This window comes from Pseudomonas sp. HMWF006, assembly GCF_003061205.1.
Classification (GTDB): Bacteria; Pseudomonadota; Gammaproteobacteria; order Pseudomonadales; family Pseudomonadaceae; genus Aquipseudomonas; species Aquipseudomonas monsensis.
Genome location: NZ_QAIU01000044.1, coordinates 1 through 2,524, shown reverse-complemented (window position 1 = coordinate 2,524; position 2,524 = coordinate 1). Strand labels below are relative to the sequence as shown.

At 64.3% G+C, this 2,524-nt stretch carries 3 protein-coding genes; all 3 read left to right on the top strand.

Annotation, left to right across the window (positions count from 1 at the left end):
• Nucleotides 1-506, top strand: a 506-nt coding sequence (locus DBR24_RS01570; RefSeq protein WP_146188931.1) for a putative PEP-binding protein, incomplete at its 5' end; no start/stop codon positions are given.
• Complete coding sequence (gene pfkB / locus DBR24_RS01565) at nt 506-1,447, top strand: 1-phosphofructokinase (protein ID WP_123464569.1); 942 nt, start codon at nt 506-508, stop codon at nt 1,445-1,447. The genes DBR24_RS01570 and pfkB, both read left to right, overlap by 1 nt.
• A gap of 11 nt (nt 1,448-1,458) precedes the next feature.
• Nucleotides 1,459-2,524 (top strand): PTS fructose-like transporter subunit IIB (locus DBR24_RS01560; RefSeq protein ID WP_128613678.1); only part of this gene is annotated, 1,066 nt, incomplete at its 3' end.

Here is a 2,524-nt window from a genome sequence, read left to right as displayed (position 1 = left end):
GCGTCGAAGAATGGCGTCAGGCCCGCGACATGACCGAGCGTCTGCGCCTGGAAATCCCGGTTGCCGACCTGCAATTGGGGATCATGATCGAAGTGCCGTCCGCTGCCTTGCTGGCGCCGGTGCTGGCGAAAGAAGTGGACTTCTTCAGCGTCGGCACCAACGACCTGACGCAATACACCCTGGCCATCGACCGTGGTCACCCGACGCTCTCGGCCCAGGCCGATGGCTTGCATCCGGCGGTGCTGCAATTGATCGACATCACCGTGCGCGCGGCCCATGCCCACGGCAAATGGGTCGGCGTCTGCGGCGAATTGGCGGCGGACCCGCTGGCGGTGCCGGTACTGGTCGGCCTCGGCGTCGATGAGCTGAGCGTGTCCGGGCGCAGCATCGCCGAGGTGAAGGCGTGCATCCGCGAACTCAGCCTGACCCAGGCGCAAATCCTTGCTCAACACGCCCTCACCGTGGGCAGCGCGAATGAAGTGCGTGCATTAGTGGAGGCCCTGTAATGGCCAAGATTCTCACCCTGACCCTCAACCCGGCGCTGGACCTTACGGTCGAGTTGTCACGCCTGGAGGCCGGTCAGGTCAACCGCAGCGACGAGATGCACACCCATGCCGCCGGCAAAGGTGTGAACGTCGCCCAGGTGCTGGCTGACCTGGGTCATCAATTGACGGTCAGCGGTTTTCTCGGCGAAGACAATCTGCAAGCGTTTGAAACCCTGTTCGCCAGACGCGGCTTTGTCGACGCGTTCATCCGCGTGCCAGGTGAAACCCGCAGCAACATCAAAGTCGCTGAGCACGACGGCCGCATCACCGACATCAACGGTCCGGGACCGGTGGTGGACGCGGCGGCGCAGCAGGCGTTGCTCGAACGTCTGGTGCAGATCGCGCCGGGTCATGACGCGGTGGTGGTCGCCGGCAGTCTGCCTCGTGGCGTGAGCGCGCAATGGTTGCGTGAGTTGATCGAACGGCTGAATCAGCTCGGCCTGAAAGTCGCCCTCGACACCAGCGGCGAAGCGTTGCGCGCGGCGTTGCAGGCCAGTCCGTGGCTGATCAAGCCGAACACGGAAGAACTCGCCGATGCGCTCGGTTGCGAGGTGGTGTCCCACGAAGCAGAGGCGCTGGCGGCTGCAGGTTTACACGCCCAAGGCATCGAGCATGTGGTGATTTCCCACGGTGCTGACGGTGTGAACTGGTTCAGCGTCGGCTCGGCGCTGCACGCGACGCCACCGAAGGTCACGGTCGCCAGCACCGTCGGCGCCGGCGATTCGCTGTTGGCCGGCATGCTCCACGGGTTGCTCAACGCCCACACACCCGAGCAAACCCTGCGTACAGCCACGGCGATTGCCGCACTGGCGGTGACGCAGATCGGTTTCGGCATCGACGATGTGGCGCAATTGACGCCGCTCGAACAGGGCGTGCGCGTGCGTCCCCTGACAGAACAATAAGAGGGTTTGTCATGAAATTAGCCATTGTTACGGCTTGCCCGAACGGCATGGTCACCAGTGTGCTGTGTGCGCGTTTGCTCGATGCCGCCGCGCAGCGCCAAGGCTGGAGCACCAGTGTTGAAGTGGTCGATGCGGCGCACCCGGAGCGTGAATTGTCGGCGGCGACCATCGAAGCGGCAGAATGGGTGTTGCTGGTGGCCACCGGCGACATCGACATGACACGTTTCGTCGGCAAGCGCGTGTTCCGCATTGCCCCGGCGCAAGCGCTGCAGGATGTCGAAGCGGTGCTGCGTCGTGGCGCTGAAGAGGCTGAAGTGTATGTCGCTGCAGAGGCGGCGCCGGCTGTCGCTGCGCCGCGTGCACCACGCATCGTCGCGATCACTGCCTGCCCGACCGGCGTCGCCCACACCTTCATGGCCGCCGAGGCATTGCAGCAAACCGCCAAGCGTCTGGGCTATGAGCTGCACGTCGAAACCCAAGGCTCTGTCGGCGCGAAAACCCCGCTCAGCGCCACGGCGATTGCCGAGGCCGACGTGGTGCTGCTGGCAGCGGACATCGAAGTCGCCACCGAGCGTTTCGCCGGCAAGAAAATCTACCGTTGCGGCACCGGGATTGCCTTGAAGCAGTCCGAAGCCACGCTGAAAAAAGCCTTGGCCGAAGGTCAGGTGGAAAGCACCGCGAGTGACGGCAAGGCCCCGGCCAAGCAAGAGAAAACCGGGGTCTACAAACACCTGCTGACCGGGGTGTCGTTCATGCTGCCGATGGTGGTGGCCGGTGGTTTGATGATCGCCTTGTCGTTCGTCTTCGGCATCACCGCGTTCAAGGAGGAAGGCACGCTGGCGGCGGCACTGATGCAGATCGGCGGCGAGACCGCGTTCAAGCTGATGGTGCCGCTGCTTGCCGGCTACATCGCCTACTCGATTGCCGACCGTCCGGGCCTGGCACCGGGGATGATCGGTGGCTTGCTCGCCAGTACGTTGGGGGCAGGGTTCATCGGCGGCATCGTCGCCGGGTTCATCGCCGGTTATGCGGCCAAGGCCATCAGTCGTTACGTCGCCTTGCCGCAGAGCCTTGAAG